At 67.5% G+C, this 19,285-nt stretch carries 15 protein-coding genes and 1 pseudogene; 5 read left to right on the top strand and 11 right to left on the bottom strand.

Annotated features, from left to right (window positions below; translation table 11 throughout):
- Window positions 1-11 precede the first annotated feature (11 nt).
- The 3 genes from ACXZ1E_RS09490 to ACXZ1E_RS09500 all read right to left on the bottom strand — a co-directional run bounded on the left by ACXZ1E_RS09490 (window position 12) and on the right by ACXZ1E_RS09500 (window position 1,872).
- Window positions 12-620, bottom strand: coding sequence for a PadR family transcriptional regulator (locus ACXZ1E_RS09490; RefSeq protein WP_458040281.1), 609 nt, complete (start codon window positions 618-620; stop codon window positions 12-14).
- Window positions 617-1,492 carry a DUF4097 family beta strand repeat-containing protein gene (locus ACXZ1E_RS09495; RefSeq protein WP_458040282.1) on the bottom strand — a complete coding sequence of 292 codons (876 nt, stop codon included), beginning with the start codon at window positions 1,490-1,492 and terminating at the stop codon, window positions 617-619. The genes ACXZ1E_RS09490 and ACXZ1E_RS09495 overlap by 4 nt, the downstream gene beginning before the upstream one ends.
- A 215-nt stretch (window positions 1,493-1,707) precedes the next feature.
- The gene (locus ACXZ1E_RS09500) at window positions 1,708-1,872 is read right to left on the bottom strand and encodes a hypothetical protein (RefSeq protein ID WP_181003470.1); all 165 of its coding nucleotides are present in this window, start codon (window positions 1,870-1,872) and stop codon (window positions 1,708-1,710) included.
- Window positions 1,873-2,174: 302 nt separating this feature from the next.
- Between ACXZ1E_RS09500 and ACXZ1E_RS09505 the strand changes: the two genes are divergently transcribed.
- Together ACXZ1E_RS09505 and ACXZ1E_RS09510 are read left to right on the top strand one after the other, a co-directional pair.
- A complete protein-coding gene (locus ACXZ1E_RS09505; protein ID WP_458040283.1) occupies window positions 2,175-3,167 on the top strand; it encodes a DNA topoisomerase IB in 993 nt (330 codons plus the stop codon).
- A 97-nt stretch (window positions 3,168-3,264) separates the two neighbouring features.
- Window positions 3,265-6,513, top strand: a complete 3,249-nt coding sequence (locus tag ACXZ1E_RS09510) for an efflux RND transporter permease subunit (RefSeq protein ID WP_458040284.1) — start codon at window positions 3,265-3,267, stop codon at window positions 6,511-6,513.
- A gap of 145 nt (window positions 6,514-6,658) precedes the next feature.
- Here the strand turns inward: ACXZ1E_RS09510 and ACXZ1E_RS09515 are convergent.
- Window positions 6,659-7,507, bottom strand: a pseudogene (locus tag ACXZ1E_RS09515) (DUF998 domain-containing protein); the annotation flags it as partial.
- Window positions 7,508-7,798: 291 nt separating this feature from the next.
- On the bottom strand, window positions 7,799-8,740 hold the full coding sequence (locus ACXZ1E_RS09520; RefSeq protein WP_458040285.1) for an aldose 1-epimerase family protein: 942 nt from the start codon (window positions 8,738-8,740) through the stop codon (window positions 7,799-7,801).
- 349 nt (window positions 8,741-9,089) lie between these two features.
- On the opposite strand from ACXZ1E_RS09520, the gene ACXZ1E_RS09525 reads away from it, so the two are divergent.
- Window positions 9,090-11,225 (top strand): DEAD/DEAH box helicase, encoded by a 2,136-nt coding sequence (locus ACXZ1E_RS09525; protein ID WP_458040286.1) that lies wholly within the window; start codon window positions 9,090-9,092, stop codon window positions 11,223-11,225.
- Between the two features lie 84 nt (window positions 11,226-11,309).
- Here ACXZ1E_RS09525 and ACXZ1E_RS09530 read toward each other — a convergent pair whose 3' ends face one another.
- Complete coding sequence (locus ACXZ1E_RS09530; protein WP_458351936.1) at window positions 11,310-12,422, bottom strand: Rv2578c family radical SAM protein; 1,113 nt, start codon at window positions 12,420-12,422, stop codon at window positions 11,310-11,312.
- Window positions 12,423-12,492: 70 nt separating this feature from the next.
- On the opposite strand from ACXZ1E_RS09530, the gene ACXZ1E_RS09535 reads away from it, so the two are divergent.
- Both ACXZ1E_RS09535 and ACXZ1E_RS09540 read left to right on the top strand, forming a co-directional pair.
- On the top strand, window positions 12,493-13,476 hold the full coding sequence (locus tag ACXZ1E_RS09535) for a M15 family metallopeptidase (protein ID WP_458040287.1): 984 nt from the start codon (window positions 12,493-12,495) through the stop codon (window positions 13,474-13,476).
- Between the two features lie 228 nt (window positions 13,477-13,704).
- Window positions 13,705-14,124 (top strand): hypothetical protein, encoded by a 420-nt coding sequence (locus ACXZ1E_RS09540; protein ID WP_458040288.1) that lies wholly within the window; start codon window positions 13,705-13,707, stop codon window positions 14,122-14,124.
- 34 nt (window positions 14,125-14,158) lie between these two features.
- Here the strand turns inward: ACXZ1E_RS09540 and ACXZ1E_RS09545 are convergent, their stop codons facing one another.
- The 5 genes from ACXZ1E_RS09545 to ACXZ1E_RS09565 all read right to left on the bottom strand — a co-directional run bounded on the left by ACXZ1E_RS09545 (window position 14,159) and on the right by ACXZ1E_RS09565 (window position 19,129).
- Window positions 14,159-14,971 carry an energy-coupling factor transporter transmembrane component T gene (locus tag ACXZ1E_RS09545; RefSeq protein ID WP_458040289.1) on the bottom strand — a complete coding sequence of 271 codons (813 nt, stop codon included), beginning with the start codon at window positions 14,969-14,971 and terminating at the stop codon, window positions 14,159-14,161.
- Entirely contained in the window at window positions 14,968-16,833 is a 1,866-nt protein-coding gene (locus ACXZ1E_RS09550; protein ID WP_458040290.1) for an ABC transporter ATP-binding protein, read from the bottom strand. The genes ACXZ1E_RS09545 and ACXZ1E_RS09550 overlap by 4 nt, the downstream gene beginning before the upstream one ends.
- A gap of 258 nt (window positions 16,834-17,091) precedes the next feature.
- On the bottom strand, window positions 17,092-17,658 hold the full coding sequence (locus tag ACXZ1E_RS09555) for an ECF transporter S component (protein ID WP_458040291.1): 567 nt from the start codon (window positions 17,656-17,658) through the stop codon (window positions 17,092-17,094).
- A 68-nt stretch (window positions 17,659-17,726) separates the two neighbouring features.
- Entirely contained in the window at window positions 17,727-18,761 is a 1,035-nt protein-coding gene (locus ACXZ1E_RS09560) for a pirin family protein (RefSeq protein WP_458040292.1), read from the bottom strand.
- Complete coding sequence (locus tag ACXZ1E_RS09565; RefSeq protein ID WP_458040293.1) at window positions 18,758-19,129, bottom strand: GNAT family N-acetyltransferase; 372 nt, start codon at window positions 19,127-19,129, stop codon at window positions 18,758-18,760. Before ACXZ1E_RS09565 ends, ACXZ1E_RS09560 begins: the two co-directional genes overlap by 4 nt.
- Window positions 19,130-19,285 lie beyond the last annotated feature (156 nt).

The following is a 19,285-nucleotide window of genomic DNA, read 5'->3' on the forward strand; positions in this document are numbered from 1 at the left end:
CTTCGAACAGGTCAGCGACCGAGCGCCGATCGCAGATCCTTCAGAGCACCCTCGAGGGATGCCGCGAGGTCGTCGATCACACCCGATTCGAGCAGACGACCGCGAGCCACGTGCGTCCGCAGCTCTGCGCGGAGGCGCCCACGGAAGTCGTTCACGATCGCATCGGCTCGGTGGAGTTGTTCGCGGCTGCGCCCGCGCGGATCATCCGAGGGGGAGGACGGTGCATCCGCGTCGCGCTCGTCCCGGGCCGAAGCGGCCAGATCTGCTCGCAGACTCTTCATCGCCTCACGGACGCTTCCGCGCACCTCGTCGGCGATCAGGCGGACCGAGTCGGCCAGCCCCGCCTCGATGCCCTCGAGATCGCCCGCACGCCATGCCACCTCGGCGCGTCCAGCCGCTGTGATCTCGTAGACGGTCTTGCGGCCGTCGACGCTCTTGGTGACGAGGCCTTCTTCTTCGAGCTTGGCGAGGCGCGGATAGACCGTGCCGGCGCTCGGGGTGTATGTGCCGCCGGTGCGGTCTGAGAGTGCCTGGATGATGTCGTAACCGTGGCGCGGTGCCTCGTTCAGCAGGTTGAGCAGGTACAGGCGGAGATCGCCATGCGAGAAGACGGGACTCATCGTGCGTCCTCGACATCCACATCGTGGTGAGCAGCGGTGTCATCGACGGCCGGAGTGTTTTCGCTGACCGACCGGCGAAGCACGGTCACGTCGCCTGACACCGTGTTGGTGCGGATGTCTGCGAACGACCCGCTCAGTTCACCCGTCGAACCGGTGTAGCTAGTCGGACCCGAGCCGGACCGCACCACGCCGTCGACCTGCACGCGACCGCTCACGCTGCGCGCGACGTAGTTGGCCGCGAGGGATCGATCGAGGCGCACCGTGGCGTTGCCGTTGACGGTGTTGAGACCGATCTGATGGACGGGACCGGTGGTGTCCAGCATGACGCTGCCCGAGACGGTGTCGACGGTGGCCTTCCGGATCGTGCCGGTCGCCGCCACGTCGCCCGACACACTGTTGGCGGTCAGTGCGCCCACCAGTTCGTGGGCCTGCACGTCACCCGAGACGGCGTTCACCTGCAGGTCGCCCGTGAGTCCGTCGACGATGATGTCACCCGAAACCGTGTTCAGCCGCACGTCGCTCGCGAGTCCGGCGACGAGCGCGCTGGCCGAAACGACGCCCAGGTTGAGCGCGATGTTGCGCGGCACGGCGACGCTGATGTCGGCCTTCGGCCCGCCCGCGCCGAAATTGCGGAAGACCTGGAGGAAGTTGTCCCAGCGCAGCTGCGGGTGATCGATCTCGATCGTGTCGCCGGTCGCCTCGATGCGCAGGTCTTTGATGGTGACTGCGTGAACCTCGATGCGAATGCCGGGCTCGTCGTGCGCGATCACGTCGATCTGGCCACCGACGAGACCGACCTTGAGTTTGTTGACCGACTCGACGTCGATCACGCGCGATTCGCCGGGGTGGACGATCCACTTTTCCAATGTCATGGCACGCTCCTTGCGCTCGAATACACGATATATCGTGAGTCACGAGAATAACACGATATATCGTGTTTGCGCAGGGACGAAGAGATGGACACGATGTTCACGGAGAGCATCCGGTCACCAAAGAACGGATGCCGCGGTCCAGCGCGAAAGCTGGACCGCGGCATCCGCGGGGGAGGGCCGACGCACGCACCCGAAACGCGCGCGGCCGGACATTCCTAGACCTTGCTGCGACCCGTGATGAGTCGGAGCAGGAACATGATCAGCGCAATCACGGCAAGCACGATGGCAACCCAGATCAGCCAGTTGGCTGCAGACCAGATGCCGCCCGTGATGGCGAGGACGACCGCGATGATGATGATGATGAGGGCTGCGAGGTTCATGGTGAGGCTCCTTATGTGTGTTGTCCGAACGTGCGTGCGCCAGATGTCTGAATCGGCGGACGCATGCGAACGACGTGCGGGTGGCACTGTGGAAAAAACGCTAAGGGTGAGCCACGGGGCGTGCGAGGGGGTTGACGAGGCCTCTCGGACGGTGATATCACGTCGTGCGGAGCCGGACCGGGGGCGCGATTGCATCGCTGGCGCTTCGAGTGCCGCGTGTCAAGTCCTCGAGGTGGTGTCACCGGAGAGACTATGTTTCGTCTGGATCGCACGTCGCGATCAGCGACGGGGAGTGCGGATCGATGGCGAACGGACGGGGCTCAACCGCGGGCGCGCGCCGACTCGTTCGTGTGCGACCGCTCGAGGATGCGGGACTGCAACGCATCCGTTCCGGCTCCGGATTCCGGTACGCGGACCATCGTGGGAGGCCCGCCGGGGCGAGCGATGTCGAGCGCGTCGAGGCACTTGTCATCCCTCCGGCGTGGCGGGATGTGTGGATCGCCCGTGACGCCCGCGGTCACATTCAGGCGGTCGGCACGGATGATGCGGGTCGGCGTCAGTATCTTTACCACGCGGCGTGGAGCTCTACTCGCGACCGCGGAAAGTTCGCGCGAGCTCTGCAACTCGCCGAGGTGATCCCGCGCGCCCGAGCGCGCGTGACGACGGCGTTGCGCCGTGAGGCGCTCGATCGCGAACGGGTGCTCGCGACGGCGTTCCGGCTGCTCGACCAAGCGGCGCCCCGTGTGGGATCCGCACGATATCTCAAGGCCAATGGCAGCCGTGGCCTCACCACGCTCATCCGCAAGGATGCGTCGGTCGATGGCACGGTCGTCACGCTGTCCTTTCCCGCCAAGAGCGGTAAACAGGCCCTCATCGACGTCGATGATTCGGATCTCGCCGCCGTGATCAGCGAGCTCGTCGCGGGACGACCGCGGTCCCCCCTGCTCGCGTACGCGCAGGGTCGGCGTCGCGTCGCCCTCACCCCCCGAGACGTCAATGCACACGTGCGCGCGTTGACCGGCGGATCCTTCACGGCCAAGGACTTCCGGACGCTGCGCGGCACCATCCTCGCCGCCGAGGCGCTGGCCCGCATCGGTCTGGTCGAGACGAAGACCGACCGCAAACGGGCGGAACTGCTTGCCATCCGCGCCACCGCCGACGGCCTCGGCAACACCCCCGCCGTTGCTCGCAGCAGCTATATCGATCCGCGGGTGTTCCGGGCCTACGAGAAGGGTCGAGTGCTCGATCTTGACGTGGCCGCCGAGACGGCGATCCGCGAGCTGCTCACGGGCTAACGGCGCCCATCGGATGAGATACTGAAACCGATACGTTCGCGTATCGATCTCCGGACTCCGGCTCGGTGTCCGTGCCATCTCTCATCGAAGGCCGACCGTGTCGAACCTCGCCATCCTGAGCCTGAAGAACCGCGCGCTCATCGCCCTGATCACGATCGTGGCGGCGGTGTTCGGCGGCCTGGCGCTGACCAGCCTCAAGCAGGAGCTCATTCCGTCGATCGAGTTCCCCCAGCTAGCCATCGTCACGGCATATCCGGGCGCCTCGCCCGAGGTCGTGAACACGGATGTCTCGACGCCGATCGAAACCGCCATCCAGGGCATCGAGGGGCTCGAGTCGACGGTCGCGACGAGCACTACCAACGCCTCGATCATCTCGGCATCGTTCACCTACGGCACGAACCTGGCCACGGCCGAACAGAAGATCACCCAGGCGATCAACCGCATCGACGCGCAGCTGCCCGAGTCGGTCGAACCGAACGTCATCGCCGCCAGCTTCGACGACTTCCCCGTCATTCAACTGGCCGTGACCGGCTTCGATGACTCGCTTTCGATCCAGGCTCAGCTCGATCAGAGTGTGATTCCCGACCTCGAGGATGTCGACGGGGTGAACGCCGCTCAGATCGTCGGCGGGATCGGCCAGAGGATCACCATCACGCCGGACACGGCATCGCTGGCCGCCGCCGGGTTCACCCAGCAGGCCATCCGTGACGCCCTCGATCAGAACGGCGTACTGTTCCCGGGCGGTCAGATCACGGAGGCGGATCAGACGCTCACGGTGCAGACCGGGGTCAAGATCACCACGGTCGACGAACTCGCCGCCCTGCCACTGGTGCCGACGAGCGCCGATCAGTTCGGTGCCGAAACCCTCACGATCGGCGATGTCGCCACCGTGGTGGAAGCCACCGATCCGGTCACGTCGATATCGCGGGTCGACGGTGAGCCGGCGCTGACCATCGCGATCACGAAGCTGCCCGCGGCGAACACCGTCGACGTCTCGCGCGGTGTGCTCACGCTGCTCCCGGAGATCGAGCGGAGTCTGGGTGGGCCGAGCTTCACGGTCGTGTTCGATCAGGCCCCGTACATTCAGCAATCGATCGAGGCGCTCGCGCAAGAAGGCCTGCTCGGGCTTGTGTTCGCGGTTCTCGTGATCCTGGTGTTCCTGCTGTCGGTGCGCTCGACTCTTGTCACCGCGATTTCGATCCCGACAAGCGTCCTCATCACGTTCATCGGCATCCAGGCCTTCGGATACTCGCTGAACATCCTCACACTGGGTGCTCTGACGATAGCCATCGGGCGTGTGGTCGACGACTCGATCGTCGTCATCGAGAACATCAAACGGCACTATGTGGGCGACGCCGACAAGACCGCGTCGATCCTGCTGGCGGTGCGCGAGGTCGCGGCGGCCATCACGGCTTCGACACTGACGAGCGTCGCGGTGTTCCTGCCGATCGTGTTCGTCGGCGATGTCACCGGTGAGCTCTTCCGTCCGTTCGCTCTCACGGTGACGATCGCGATGCTCGCTTCGTTGTTCGTTGCCCTGACGATCGTGCCCGTCCTGGCGTACTGGTTCCTGCGCCCGGGTAAGGCGCTCCTCGACGCGGAAGGGGTTGCGGTCGATCCCGAGTCGCCGACCGCGCCGCACACGCGTCTGCAGAGGTCTTACCTGCCGGTCCTCTCGTGGACGCTGAAGCACTCCGCAGTCACCCTGATTCTTGCGCTCGTGGTGCTCGGTGGCACGGCCGCCGCCGCTCCATTCATGAAGACCAACTTCCTCGGTGACTCCGGGCAGAACACCTTCACCGTCACCCAGAATCTGGGCCCGGCGGCGAGCCTCGACAGCGAAGACGCCGCGGCAGTTCGGGTGGAAGAGGCGCTCCTGAAGATCGATGGCATCGAGACCGTCCAGGTCTCGATCGGATCGAGCGGATCGGCGCTTCGCGATGCCTTCTCGGGTGGCGGCGCCGGGATCACGTACTCGATCACGACCGATTCGGATGTCGATCAGGTCGAGCTGCGTGAGCAGGTCCAGTCGACGCTGTCCGACCTCGAGGGTGCAGGAGATATCGCGGTCGCGGGGTCGGGCGGAGGCTTCGGGTCAAGCGACGTGGACATCGACGTCAGCGCTCCCGACCGGGGGACGCTCGAGGAGGCGACGGCCGACGTCGTCACCGCCCTCGACGGCCGGGACGGTATCGGCCAGGTGACGAGCAACCTGTCGGCGTCTCTGCCCTACATCGCGGTAGTTGTCGACCGCGATGCGGCTGCGGCCCGTGGGCTGTCGGAGGTTGCCGTGGGAGCACTCGTGTCGGGCGCGATGCAGCCCCAGTCGATCGGATCGATCGAGATCGACGACACCGCGTTGACGGTGTATCTCGCGGCATCCGCTTCGCCCGCCACGCTCGATGCGCTGCGTGCGCTCGAGGTGCCGACCGCGGCCGGACCGGTGCGTCTCGACGAAATCGCCGCGGTCGACGAGACGGATGGACCCACCTCGATCACGACGCAGCGGGGGCAGCGCACCGCGACGGTCACCGTCACTCCCTCGACCGATGACCTGAATGCCGCATCGGCGTCGGTCAATGAAGCCCTCGCCGACATCGAGCTGCCCGTGGGCGCCGACGCCGAGGTGGGAGGAGTCATCTCGCAGCAACAGGATTCGTTCTCGCAGCTCGGTCTGGCCCTGCTCGCCGCGATCCTGATCGTCTACATCATCATGGTTGCGACGTTCAAGTCCCTGCGCCAGCCCCTGCTCTTGCTGGTGTCCGTGCCGTTCGCGGCCACGGGCGCGATCCTGTTGCAGATCCTGACCGGGGTTCCGCTCGGGGTGGCATCCCTCATCGGTGTGCTGATGCTGATCGGGATCGTGGTGACCAACGCCATCGTGCTCGTCGACCTCGTCAACCAGTACCGCGAAAAGGGGCTGAGCGCCTACGAGGCGACCGTCGCGGGATCCGCGCGTCGCCTTCGTCCGATCCTGATGACCGCGCTTGCGACCATTTTCGCGCTGCTGCCCCTCGCTCTGGGCATCACGGGAAATGGCGGGTTCATCTCGCAGCCGCTCGCGATCGTAGTGATCGGCGGACTCGTCTCGTCGACCGTGCTGACGCTGCTCGTCCTGCCGACCCTCTACAACCTGGTCGAAGGGGCTAAAGAACGGCGCGTCGCGCGACGGGGCGGACCCGCATCGTCGGCGTCAGAGCCCCGCGAGACGGACCCCCGCGAGCCGGACGACGGACGCTCGACACACGAGAAGGCCGAAGCGAGCTCACCGCTGCTCGGCGGGTATCCGGCGGCAGCGCCCGTGCAGCAGACCCGTCGGGTGCGCCGCGGCGAGCACGACGGCTGACGAGCACGGGGCGCCGCGGGCGACCGGAGGCCACATCGCGGCGTGGCACCGGTGTTGAAGTACGCACGGGCTCGGGGACAGATTCCGCCTTGCTGGGCGCTGAACCCGGCGCGTGGCGGGTCTCAACGCAGGTCGCGAAGACGCCGATCCAGCTGAACATCAGGCCGAATGCGACGATCTCGAAGGCGGCGAGGTTGATGATGCCGAAGATGAAAACGGTGGCGCCGATCACGAGGATGATCGCGATCGCGCCCGTTGCCCGGGAAATGCGCGGGGGGAGCCCGCGGAGCAGCCACGGGGTGAGGATGAGGAGTGCGGCGAACGACAACGTCATGCCTGTCGCGGCCCGGTCGTGCAGAAACTGCTGATGATTCACCGGGATCATTCCGACCATCGCCATGTTGGCGCCGACGCAGGCCACGAGGATCGCGAAGATGCGGGGAGCGCGGACGCTTCGCAGTCGTCCCTGCTTTCGGGCGTTGATCAGGACGCGGCGGACGCGGAACGAGAACGCGACGATCAGCGTGCCCGTTGCGATCAGCGTGCCGTTGAACATGTATCCCGAGAACACGTGGAACGTGCCCAACTGGCTGAAGTGCAGCTGCCACCAGTTCGGGTCGGGCGTTGTGAGGATCGACGTGAGTGATCCGAGGACCGTCAGCGACATCAGCATCCCGACCGCGTGGATCGTCTCATTGCGCGACGCCGCGTGCGTGGCGATCAGCGACACGACCGCGATGCTGATGCCCGACGCGACCGTCGCCTGCAGCGCCGTGACGTGGGCGTCTCCGCTCAGACCGTTCAGGATGATGAACGTGAGCGCGACCAAGAGTCCCGAGATGAGAGCCTGAGCAAAACCGGCCGAGACGGCGTCGATCCGGTGGCTCCAGTGTCGTTCGTCGTGGCCATGCGCCACCGACATCTCTGTGCGTCGCGTGTACGCCCGGTATGCGAGGATTCCACCCGTGGCTGCCGCAGCCAACGCGGCCAACATCCCCACTGACCATTGGCCCCAGAGGGGTACGGTGGGGTCGCCAGGAGTCGCACCGAGAGCAAGGACCGTGGCGCCGACCGCAAGTATCGTTGCGCGGAGGGCGCGCCAGGGGCGCAAGCTAGACGGGGCGAAGTTGACGGAGGGTGTGACGAGACCGGGGGGTGTCACGTCCAGACCTTTCGGGGGGTGTCGGGAAGCGTGGCTATTGCGAGGATTATAGCTCGCTATCGTTTCCGTCTTGGGCCGTTATGGCCCATATTCTGCCCCGAGCATCTGAATATGAGAGAGATCTCATGAACTTGTCAGTTCAATTCCCCAACCAAGTGTCCACTTCTCGTTCGGCGCGAGCCATCGCAGGCCACGACCCGAGTTGAAAGCGTTCGCCGGTGCGGTCATCGGCTCGATGGCGACCGCGAGCGATTGGCTGGGGTAGCGGTCGGTTGTGAAGATCTGCGCGAAATCAAAGCCGGCGCCCTGCCAGAGCACGAGCGAACGTCCGTCGGGGGCCGTGAGCGAATGGCGGATGAGCCCGTCAGCGTCACGACTGAGCCCCGAGTACGCGGTGTCGAGCGTGATGTCGCCCAGTCGCCGTCCATCCCGCAGGTCGTTTCCGGGGTCGACCGGCACCTCGTCGGTCGGAATGAGTTGCTGGTCGACGACGAAGCGGTGCGTGCCGGACGACCGCACAACCAGATCCCGCGTGGGGACCCCGCCGATCATGAGGTATGGGTGTGTCCCGACGGCGACGGGCGCTGCATCCGTTCCGCTGTTCTCGATCTCGTGAGTGACTGCTACTCCCGTCTCGGTCAGGGCATATGTCACGCGGGTCGACAGATGAAAGGGGTAGCCGGTCTGCGGGAAAACGTCTGCTGCCAGGATGACCCGATCCGACGCGACGTCGGTCGCGCTATACGCGGCGAAGCGCAGCAGTCCGTGAGAGGCGTTGTTGAGTGCGGGTTCGGTTATCGCGAGTCGACGGGTCTTGCCATCCTGCGTCCACGCGCCGTCGCGGACCCGATTCGGCCACGGTACGAGGACTACTCCGGATGCTGCGGGCGAGGGTGCATCCGCCGGGTAGGGCGGAACGATTTCGACGCCACCGACGGTGAGGCGACGCAACGCTGCACCGACCTGAGTTATCTGCGCGCCTACGCCGGTCTGCGCATTATCGAGGACGAACTGTGTACCCGTGGGTCCACTTCGCATGCCGTCTTGCTCCGATGCGAATGTCACAGGTGGGGCCCTCCTCCGGTCGGCCGCCACTGGCCGGACTCACCATGGTAGTCAACGTCGGCGTGCGTCTCGTGCGCATGGATCCGGTGTTCTCCCAGGCCTGACCGCCGTAGTGCTGTAGTGTTGGGCGGTCGGCTCTGGACACTGCGCGTGTGCGTGGATGGGTTTGTGAGTCCAAGGGGCCGATGGTGGGGGCGAATCCGCCCCGGCGACCATCACGTTGAATGGCCCCCGGCCGACGAGAGTCCGGGTAACTTCCTACCGCGATCAGACGCAGATTTGATCGGCGCACTTCGGTGCGTTCTGTGGAGTGCTGTTCTCACATGAGACAACCCAGAAGGACACCACTATGCCCAAGAACAAGAAGCCGGCCGGCGGCCGACCCGCGAAGAACTTCGAACCGCGCCGCGGCGAGAAGACCCCCTACCAGGACCGCAAGCGTCAGGGTGTGGCGACCGAGGCTCGTTCGCAGAAGCCGGGTAGCCGCAGTGCTGGCCACCGCGGATTCCGCGCCGGAGCCTCGACCGAAGAGTCCGGCGCTCCGAAGGCCCGTTGGACCTCGGCGCAGCGTGCCGGCCGCGAAGAGGCCCGCGGCATCCGGACCCACGCACACGGCGATCGTCCCGCGCGTTCGTTCGACGGCCGTCCCGCGCGTGGTCGTGATGAGCGCGGCCGCGACGAGCGTCCCGCGCGTTCGTTCGACGAGCGTCCCGCTCGATCCTTCGACAACCGCCCGCCCCGCGAGGGCGCGGAGCGTCCTGCCCGTCGTGAGTACAACAACGACCGTCCGGCCCGCACGTACGGTGAGCGTCCCACGCGTTCGTTCGATAACCGTCCGGCCCGTCGTGAGTACAACAACGACCGCCCGGCGCGTACGTACGGTGAGCGCCCGGCGCGCTCGTTCGACGACCGCCCGAAGCGTTCGTTCGACGAACGTCCCGCGCGTGGTCGTGATGAGCGTGGCCGCGATGAGCGTCCCGCTCGCTCCTTCGACGACCGCCCGAAGCGCTCGTTCGACAATCGCCCTTCGCGTGACGGTGCGGAGCGTCCGGCCCGTCGTGAGTACAACAACGACCGCCCGGCCCGCACGTACGGTGAGCGTCCCGCTCGCTCCTTCGACGACCGCCCGAAGCGCGAATACAACAGCGACCGTCCCCGTCGCGATGACCGCAGTGGCGCACCCGCCGGTCGCTCCGACTGGTCGAAGAAGCCCGAGCGCACCGCGTCTCACGAGCAGCACGTCGACGTCGTTCACGAGCGCTTGCAGGCCGAAGCCATTCAGGCGACGGATGTCGATGGCGTGACGTTCGGCGAGTTGGGCCTCGGCGACAACATCGTTCGCGCCCTGGCCGATCTCGGTGCCGCGGCGCCCTTTGCCATCCAGGCCTCGACAATCCCCGAGATCCTCGCGGGACGCGACATGCTCGCCCGTGGGCGCACCGGCTCCGGCAAGACCATTGCCTTCGGCGCTCCCATGGTCGAGAACGTCCTGCGCTCGCAGGCCGGCCAGCGTCGTGAGTTCGGCCGCAAGCCGAAGGCGCTCATTCTCGCCCCGACGCGCGAGCTCGCCCTGCAGATCGACCGGACGATCCAGCCGATCGCCCGCAGCGTGGGCCTGTTCACGACCCAGATCTACGGTGGTGTGCCCCAGGCGCGCCAGGTCGGTGCGCTCAAGAAGGGCGTCGACATCATCATCGGCACCCCCGGACGCATCGAAGACCTCATCAACCAGGGTCGTCTCGACCTGAGCGATGTTCAGGTCGCGATCATCGACGAGGCCGACCACATGTGCGAGCTCGGATTCCTCGAGCCCGTGCAGCGGATCCTGCGCGAGACCGGTGACGGATCGCAGAAGCTGCTGTTCTCGGCAACGCTCGACCGTGAGGTCTCGGCGCTCGTCGACGAGTTCCTCGTCGAGCCGGCCGTGCACGAGGTCGCCGGTGAAGACCAGGCTTCGAGCACGATCGAGCACCGCGTGCTCGTGATCGACCACCGCAACAAGGCCGAGATCCTCAGCCGCCTGGTCGACCGCGACGGCAAGACGCTCGTCTTCGCCCGTACCCGCGCGTTCGCCGAGATGCTCGCCGAACAGTTCGCCGACGAGGGCATCCCCGCGGTCGCCCTGCACGGTGACCTCAACCAGCAGAAGCGCACGCGCAACCTCGAGCGTCTGACGTCGGGTCGGGTCAACGTGCTCGTGGCGACGGATGTCGCGGCTCGCGGCATTCACGTCGACGACATCGACCTGATCGTCCAGGCCGACCCGCCCGACGAGTACAAGACGTACCTGCACCGTTCGGGTCGTACCGGCCGCGCCGGCAAGCAGGGTCGCGTCGTCACGTTGATCACGCGCCAGCGTCGTCGCAAGATGACCGAGATGCTCGAGCGCGCCGAGATCGTTGCTCCCTTCCAGGATGCGGCGCCCGGCGACGACGTGATCGATGAGCTCGCGGGTGGTCTGACCGCCGCCGAGCTGACCGCGTAACCAGCACGTAGTCGAAAGGGCGCCTCGGCACATCCGGGGCGCCCTTTCGCGTGTTTCGGGTCTGTTGTCCGGGGGCCCGGGGCCTCAGAAGAGCGTGGGCGGGCCGACGTCGAAGCGCGGCCCGGCGGGTGCGACGCTGCCCCGCGGAACCCATGCGGGTGCTCCCCCAGACCGCGTGGCGATCACCGGACCGGGACCGCGCGCTCGCATCGTCTGCTCCTCTTCGGCGCGCCCGTCGAGTCTGTGCGCCCGGATCAGCGGCCGCATGCGTTTCGACAGCCACTGCCGATAGCCCTTCGGTGCGTTGGACGTAGCGCCCGGATACAGCCCCCGGTACGAGGACACGAGTTCCGGATGCTCCCGCTCGAGCCACTGCATGAACCAGGGCTTCACGCCTGGGCGCAGGTGTAGCGCACCATAGACGACCCGCACCGCACCGGCTTCCTTGATTCGCGCGAGTGCGTCATCGAGCGCGGGGATGGAGTCGGTGAGGTGCGGCATGACAGGCATCATGAATACCGTCACCCCGAACCCCGCGGTTGTGGCCGCGCGCACGGCTTCGAGGCGAGCGGTCGCCGTGGGGGTTGCGGGTTCGATCGAGTGCTGCAGGGCATCGTCGAACACCGCGATCGAGAACGCGAGATCGATGGGCACGTGTTCGCGGGCCGCTGCGAGCACGCCGAGATCGCGTCGGATCAGCGTGCCCTTCGTCAGGATCGACAGGGGAGTGCCCGACTCGGCGAGAGCCGCGATGATCGATGGCATGAGTGCGTACCGTCCTTCGGCGCGCTGGTACGGGTCGGTGTTGGTGCCCAGGGCGACGTGCTCGTGCTGCCATGACCCCGCGCGCAGCTCGCGGCGCAGCACCTCGGCGACGTTGGTCTTCACGACGATCTGCGAATCGAAGTCCGCGCCGGCGTCGAGGTCGAGGTACTCGTGCGTGCCGCGAGCGAAGCAATAGGAGCACGCATGGCTGCATCCCCGGTACGGATTGATCGTCCAGTTGAACGGCATCGACGAAGCGCCGGGAACGTGGTTGAGGGCAGACTTCGCGAGCACCTCATGAAAGGTGATGCCCGCGAACTCCGGTGTCGTAATCGAACGCACGAGCCCGTCCATTCGTTCCAATCCCGGGAGTGCCGATTCGTCCACAACTCCGAGCTGTTGTCCTCGCCAACGCATCCCATATTCGAACATACAAACTACCTTTTCGTCAACCGCCGGGCGGGAGCCCGAGCGCCCCAGCGACATCGGAGAGAATGAATGGATGACCTCCGCGACCGGGTCACCCGACTCCCGGCGTGCGGCACGGAACGCGGCACCGCCGCCCCGTGGCGCACGCAAGCTTGCCGCGGCGTCGATCGGGGTCGCTCTCGCGGTCGCGGCACTGGCCGGAATCGGCGGAGCGCTCGCCGTGCCGCGCGCCGCTCAGAACCCCGTGAGAGCCGTGGCAGCGCCGACCGCACCCCCGCCGAGCGCGACCGGGATCCCCGCGCCCACCCGCTCCGGGGCCCCCGTGGCCGAGGCGGCGTTCTGCGATCGGCCCGAGGTTCAGGCCGGGCTCGCGGCCGGCGACGATCCGGCCGTGATCGCCGCGGCGGGCGGGGGTGAGGGGCTTCGACAGGCCGTCATTCGGGGCATTGCGCCGTGCATCAATCTGCGTGACCCGTCGCATGTCTGGTTCGTCGTGAACAAGACGATGCCGATGGAACCGATCGATTTCGCGCCGTCCGATTGGGTTGCGCCCGGGGGTGTGCCGCTCGGCAACCTCGCGGCTGTGCGGACAGATATCGCGCCCACCGTCACCGCGATGTCCGAGGCATCCATCGCCGCCGGCACGGGGCAGCTCGGCATGCAGAACGGCTATCGCGGGTACTCCGTGCAGCAGCGCATCCACAACGACCGTGTTGCTTCTCTCGGCAAAGAAGCCGGCGAGCGTCTGGCCGCACGTCCCGGATACAGCGAGCACCAGTCGGGCATCGCGATGGACGTTTTCGGATGTACGCCCGGATGCTCGTCGTCGGAGCAGTTCGGCACAACATCGACCTACCAGTGGGTCGTGGAGCACAGCTGGGAGTACGGCTGGATCATCCGGTACGAAGACGGCCAGACTCCCATCACGGGATACGATCCCGAGGCTTGGCATCTGCGCTACATCGGCCCCGAGCTGGCTGCCGCGTATCACGCGGGCGGGTTCCGCACGCTCGAGGAGTTCTTCGGCCTGCCCGCAGCGCCCGGGTACCTGGACTGACCGGATGCTTCGTGCCTGATGCGCGTCCCCTGGTCGGTGTCGTCTCGGCGTCGGATCTGTCGATCATGACGTTCAACCTGCAGCGTGCGTGCGCGTCGTCGCGGAGTTGGTCGAAGCGCAGCGGTCGCGTGCGGCTGATCATGCACCGCGAACAGCCGACGATCGTCGCGGCACAGGAAGCCCTCCCGCATCAGGCGCGAGTCGTGCGGGACGCGTTGGGCGCCTCTGGTGCTGCCCCGATTCGTCGGCGCCCGTGCCGGGTTCGACATCGTCTTCTGCGTGACCGTTCTCGTGGCGGCCTGGAGCAACGTGATCGACCTGTACCGCACGGTGCCCGGGTGGGATCTCGCCGTCCACGTCGTGTGCACGGGAGTTCTCGCCGTGATGCTCTACGTGCTCGCCGCTCGGCTGGACGTCGTGCCCGGCGTTCTCGGTGCACGCCCGCGGGCCCGCGTCCCGATCGTGTTCATCACGAGCGTGGGGCTCGCCCTGAGCGCACTGTGGGAAATGGTGGAGTGGGTCGGATTCGCCTTCATCACGGACGAGATCTTCGTCACGTACACCGACACGATCGGCGATATGGCAGCGGGCGGGCTGGGCGCTCTCGTCGGCGGGGTCATCGCCTCCCGCGTGCGGCTCGTCGACTGATCCTCAGCGGGCGCCCTTCTCTTCGCTTTGGGGCTCAGTCTGGGAGGGCGAGGAAGATCGCCGCGGTGGCGATCCAGAACAGGGCGATGAAGGCGACATCGCGCGCCCGGAACGGGATCCGGTACCGCTCGGTCCGGTGCGGAAGGGCGCCGAACGCGCGTGAGTCCATCGAGAGGGCGACGCGCTCGGCGTGCCGGATGGCCCCGGCGAGCAGCGGCACGACGTACCCGATCCGTCGCCTCACCGCCGCGATGGGCCCACGACCGTGCGAGGCGCCGCGAACCCGGTGCGCGGCACGGATCACCTCGAGCTCGTGCCCGAAGCGCGGTACGAATCGGAACGCCGCGAGCGCCGTGTAGCCGACGCGATACGGCACGCGCAGCTGCTGGATCATCGAGCGGGTCAGGTCGGGTCCTGTCGTCGTCAGCCCCCCGATGAGGGCGAGCGTGAGGATCGCGCCGAGCCTCAGCGCGGTGGCGAAACCGACCTCGAGCGCCTCGCCGTAGAGCGACCAGGAGCCGAGCTGCAGGATCACGACGCCGTGGGAAATGCGGGAGGCATCCGTCCACAATGAGAAGCCGATGCCGATCAGCAGCAAGAACGCGGGCACGGCGAGCAGCAGGATGGCAAGCGTCCCGGTGGAGAGGCGCGCGCCCACAAGGATGACGACGTAGGCGAGTACGAGGAAGGCGGCCGGGGTCTGCACGTCCCGCACGACGAGCAGCGCGAGCATGGCTGGCACGGGTGCGGCGATCTTGGCGAGAGGATTCAGGGCAGAGAGGAAGCGCCCGTGCGGTTCGTTTTCGCGGTACGGCGGGCGTTCGAGGGTCGGCGTCGGCGCGGTCATCGCGTAGCCCCCTCGGTCGATTCGGGCGTCGTCCGCGGGCCCGTTCCGCTGAACCGGCCCGAATCCGCAGAGAGAGTCCCCGGAAGATCCGCCAGCCGGACGATTCCCGAAAGCTCCGGATGCGTCGACAAGTCCGCGAGCGCCGAAGCCAACGGCGGCCGGCGGAGCCCCGCTGCGCGAAGCAGCTCGGCATCCGCGAAGACGTCCGCGGTCGGAGCGTGCGCGAGCAGACGCCCCTCGGCGATGACAGCCGTGTGTGTGGCGTACTCGGTCACCAGCTGCATGTCGTGCGTCACCACGATCACGGTCGTGCCCCGCGCATTGAGCTCGGCGAGGATCCCGAGCAGCTCGTCGGCGCGTGCGTGATCCTGGCCGAACGTCGGTTCGTCGAGCGCCAGCACCGGTGCGCCGGCAATCAACGCCGTGCCCACAGACAGGCGCCGCTTCTGTCCGCCCGAGAGAAGGAAGGGATGGGATGCTTCGCGCCCGGTCAGGCCGAAGCGCTCCAGCATGTCGGCGACCCGGGTCTGAATCTCGGCCTCGCTCGCGCGGCGCAGCCGGAGCCCCTGCGCCAACTCATCGAAGACGGTGTTCGTGACGAACTGATGCTCGGGATTCTGGAAGACGAAGCCGATCCGCGACGTCAGTGCCGCGACATCCGCGCGACCCGGGTCGATCCCGTCGACGACAATCCGTCCGCGAGGCGGCGGCACGACTCCGGCGATCGCTTGAACGAGTGTCGTCTTGCCCGCGCCGTTCGGGCCCACGACGGCGAGGAACTCGCCCGCGCGGACGTCGAGGTCGATGCCGTGCAGCACCGGGGTGCGGCCGCGCCGGACGGTCAGGTCACGGACGCGGATGATCGGCTCGGCGGGCGCGGTTGTTGGTGCGGTCACGGCTGCGGGGCTGGATGTGCCTGGCGCAGCGACCGATGCACCCGTTCCCGCCGCGTCCGTAGCGTCCCCTGCCGGCCGAGTCGCTGCCTCGAGCGCGGCCCGCAGCTCGGTAGCGGTGAGGGGGAGGGGGTCGAGCGCATACCCCGCGGCACGGAGCCGCAGCGCCGCGAGCGCCGACGCCGGCAGCCACACCCCGAGCGCACTCAGTTCGGCGGCGCGCCCGCGGAGCACGGAATCCGTGGTGCCATCGGCCACGAGGTGCCCGTTCGCGTCGAGGACGAGCACGCGCGTGACGAGCTCCACCATCGCGTCGAGGTTGTGCTCGACCAACACGATCGAGCGGTCACCCGCCGCGATGACGTCGGCGAGAGCCGCCGCGACGTCGTCGACGCCCTGCGGGTCGAGGTTGGCGGTGGGTTCATCCAGCACCAGCAGGCCCGATCCCATGGCGAGGGCGGTCGCGATCGCGAGGCGCTGGCGACCACCACCCGACAGCCGGTCGGGGTTATCGTCGCGTCTCTCCCACAGGCCGACGCGACGGAGGGATGCCTCGGCCCGGGACAGGACCTCGGGCACGGGGAGCGCGAGATTCTCCGGGCCGAACGCCACCTCGTCGAAGACGGTCGACGTGACGATCTGTGCGTCCGGGTCTTGGAACACCATCGCCACGCTGGGGCTCAATTCGGCGACCGTGGCCTGTGCGGTGTCACGGCCGTCGATCAGCACGCTGCCGTCGATGTCGGCGGGGATCGCGTGGGGGATGAGCCCGTTCATGCTGAGCGCGAGGGTCGACTTGCCCGATCCGCTCGGCCCGAGGACCAGCACAACCTCGCCCGGTTCGATCGAGAACGAGACACCGTCCGGTGCCGCGCTCGCCGCGTCGGGATACCGGATCGCGAGGGCCGTCACGGTCGCCGAGACGCCCGCGCGGCGACGTGCGGACGAGATGTCGTGGGATGCGGTCACAGAAGCCTCGGGTGAGAAACCCATCGGGCCGGGGGAAACCCGGGTCTCATCCAATTTAGCTGAGGCTTACCTTCCTCGGCAACGGACGGCCACCGCGGCGGTGCAGCGGGACTCCGGGTAAATCTGAAAGGAATATCACCGCGCGTACGCCCGGGGCGGCGGTTTGCAGCGTAGAACGATGCGAAATTCCTCTCAGATGTACGCATCGGGTCGCCGACGCACCGTGGATCCGACTGAGACAGGCCCGGGCTGGCTCGGTCAGCGGGGAACGCGCGCGACGCCGGCGCGACGAAGCGCCGCGCCGATAGCCAGACCGACGGCCGTCCAGGCGATGGGGCCGAGGATCGAGAGCACGATGTAGAGGACCCGGGCCCACGGGGCGAGCTCCTCGAGGGGCACGACGAACCCGACCACGGCGGCGATCATGATGCCGATGATCGCCGCCGAGACGAAGAAGCGCCACGCTCCCCAAGCCCGATAGCGAGTGAGGGCCGCCACGCCCTCCTGGATCAGTCCGAAAAGGAGGGCCGTGCCGAGAAAACGCAGAGCCCATGCCGGGTTGAATGCACTCGCGACGAGGGCCGCGATCAGGTGGGCGAGCAGGGCTACGAAGGGCATGCGCAGAAGCTCCTGCGCGATGATCCCGGCGAGCACGTGCGAGCCGAGCACCAGGCCGTAGGCCACACCAGCGGTGCCGATGATCACGACGGGCGTGAGCCATCCGGCCACGGCGCCGACGAACCCTGTTGCAACGCCGATCGCCGCACATATGAGCAGCACGCGCGTCGTCAGGGGGCGCGTCGTCAAAGGGCTTCGGGTGCGCACCTCGTCAGGTTATCGCCCCGCCGGGCCACCGCGGCGACTCATGCGCCGGACAAAACCCGTGCCCGCGCTCAGGGGCGCCGGCGCCGTGGGGTGAGACGGACGCCCGGCAGGGGAGGCGCCGGCACGCGCTCGTCGCCGTGTTCCACGACATGGCCGAAGCGTGCGGAGCCCGTCTCCCACGCATCCCGCGCCTCGACGATCTCGTCGTGGGTCCGCCCGACGAAGTTCCACCACATCACCAGGTCGGACTCGAACGGTTCGCCGCCGATGAGGAAGAGCGTCGCGGGCCCGACGGCGGTCACGTCGATGTGGTCGCGGTCGACACCGAGGTACAACAGCTCATGGGGCCCGAGCGGAGCGGCCGTGGGAGCGGCATCGCCCGGGCCCTCGGCATCCGTCCCGGCATCCGTCCCGATCCCTGCCGAGACGTCGGCCGCGCCGAACGCGCCGACCAGCGCGTACTCCCACTCGCGCCGCAGCGGGATCCGTGCGGTCGATCCCGCCAGCACGACGATCTCAGCACCCACGAGCGGGGTGAAGGCGCTCGCGGGCGATGTCGTGCCGCCGAGCTGACCCATGACGACCGTTGCGGTTCCGGCGTGTTCGCCGTCCGGCGTCTGCACGTCGAGTGTCGGCAGTGCGGTGTGGCGTTCGAAGGACGGCGCGCCATGGCGGCGGGACTCGGGCAGCGCGATCCACAGCTGCAGGGCATCGAGGGGAATCGGATGCTCACCGACCGAGTACTCCGAGTGCGAGATGCCCGCCCCGCTCGTCATCAGATTCAGCTCGCCGCGCGTCACGACGACGTCGCTCGCCACGCTGTCGCGATGATGCACCTCGCCGACGAACGGCCACGTCACCGTCTGGAGCCCGATATGAGGGTGCGGTTCGACCCGCATCAGTGCCTCTTGCGGACCGAACCGATCGAGAAAGCACCACGCGCCCACCATCGGCAGTTCGCGATGCGGAAGTATGCGGCGCACCTCCATGGCGCGGACGCCGCCGAGTGGTACATCTCGCGCCTCGAGGCGCAGCGAACGCGGCCCATCACAATCGGATGCCTGCTGCACATCCTCGTCGCCGGCCGCGTCCAGCCGTGTCATCCCGTCGACTCGCCCGTCGTCGCGGAGTCCTGCGCGTCGTATTCCTCGGGCCAGTCGATGATGCCGCCGGGAACTTCGTGATCCTTCAGGTACCTGGCGATGAACGGGCAGAGTGGCACGATCGTCTCGCCGCGGCGAGCGGCATCCGCGAGCGACTCGGAGGCGATGATGTCGCCGAAGCCGCGACCGCGGAAGGCCTTGTCGATCTCCGTGTGGGTGAACGCGATCCGCCCGCCCTCGCTGAGGTCGAACACCGCGAACCCGGCGAGCTCGTCACCGTCCGTCAACTCATAGCGGCTGCTTTCGTCGTTGCGGATGACCGTCGGGGCGGCCGGGGCCTCATTCATTGCGCTCCCGTCGTGGCTCATCGGGTTCTCCTTTCCTCGGTTGCTCCAACGTATGCGCGGGCCGCGGTGTTCCGCCACGGGGTAGACCGGCTTCGTTTCGGCTACGACACCCGGGCTCCGTTCGGGCGATGGCGCACAACATCCCGGAGACTCTGAGCATCGGGGCCCCGATCGGCC

The organism is Pacificispira sp. HM-600, from assembly GCF_977993705.1.

Coding starts and splice junctions, on each gene's coding strand:
- ACXZ1E_RS09490 (WP_458040281.1), bottom strand. CDS start 620: ATGAGTCCCGTCTTCTCGCATGGCGATCTCCGCCTGTACCTGCTCAAC.
- ACXZ1E_RS09495 (WP_458040282.1), bottom strand. CDS start 1,492: ATGACATTGGAAAAGTGGATCGTCCACCCCGGCGAATCGCGCGTGATC.
- ACXZ1E_RS09500 (WP_181003470.1), bottom strand. CDS start 1,872: ATGAACCTCGCAGCCCTCATCATCATCATCATCGCGGTCGTCCTCGCC.
- ACXZ1E_RS09505 (WP_458040283.1), top strand. CDS start 2,175: ATGGCGAACGGACGGGGCTCAACCGCGGGCGCGCGCCGACTCGTTCGT.
- ACXZ1E_RS09525 (WP_458040286.1), top strand. CDS start 9,090: ATGCCCAAGAACAAGAAGCCGGCCGGCGGCCGACCCGCGAAGAACTTC.
- ACXZ1E_RS09530 (WP_458351936.1), bottom strand. CDS start 12,422: ATGTTCGAATATGGGATGCGTTGGCGAGGACAACAGCTCGGAGTTGTG.
- ACXZ1E_RS09535 (WP_458040287.1), top strand. CDS start 12,493: ATGACCTCCGCGACCGGGTCACCCGACTCCCGGCGTGCGGCACGGAAC.
- ACXZ1E_RS09545 (WP_458040289.1), bottom strand. CDS start 14,971: ATGACCGCGCCGACGCCGACCCTCGAACGCCCGCCGTACCGCGAAAAC.
- ACXZ1E_RS09560 (WP_458040292.1), bottom strand. CDS start 18,761: ATGACACGGCTGGACGCGGCCGGCGACGAGGATGTGCAGCAGGCATCC.
- ACXZ1E_RS09565 (WP_458040293.1), bottom strand. CDS start 19,129: ATGAGCCACGACGGGAGCGCAATGAATGAGGCCCCGGCCGCCCCGACG.